This window comes from Bergeyella anatis (assembly GCF_036016955.1).
Taxonomy (GTDB): domain Bacteria; phylum Bacteroidota; class Bacteroidia; order Flavobacteriales; family Weeksellaceae; genus JAYWXI01.
Genome location: NZ_JAYWXI010000190.1, coordinates 1 through 313, shown reverse-complemented (window position 1 = coordinate 313; position 313 = coordinate 1). Strand labels below are relative to the sequence as shown.

Here is a 313-nt window from a genome sequence, read left to right as displayed (position 1 = left end):
TTGGATGATAAAGCTCAATGGAGGTGCTATTTGTGATCACGAGGTTGGTGCAGGGAAAACCTTAATTATGTGTTGTGCTGCCCAAGAAATGAAACGCTTGGGATTGGCTCATAAACCAATGATTATCGGACTTAAAGCCAATGTTCACGAAATTGCTGAAACTTACCGAAAAGCCTATCCCTTTGCAAAAATATTATATCCGGGCAAAGAAGATTTTAAACCCGATAAGCGACTACGTATTTTTGGGGATATTAAAAATAATGATTGGGATTGTGTGATTTTAACGCATGACCAATTTAAAATGATACCTCAA

At 37.4% G+C, this 313-nt stretch carries 1 protein-coding gene; it reads left to right on the top strand.

Annotated features, from left to right (window positions below; genetic code table 11):
• Positions 1 to 313 (top strand): helicase-like domain-containing protein (locus VQ048_RS13130; protein WP_327612004.1); only part of this gene is annotated, 313 nt, incomplete at both ends.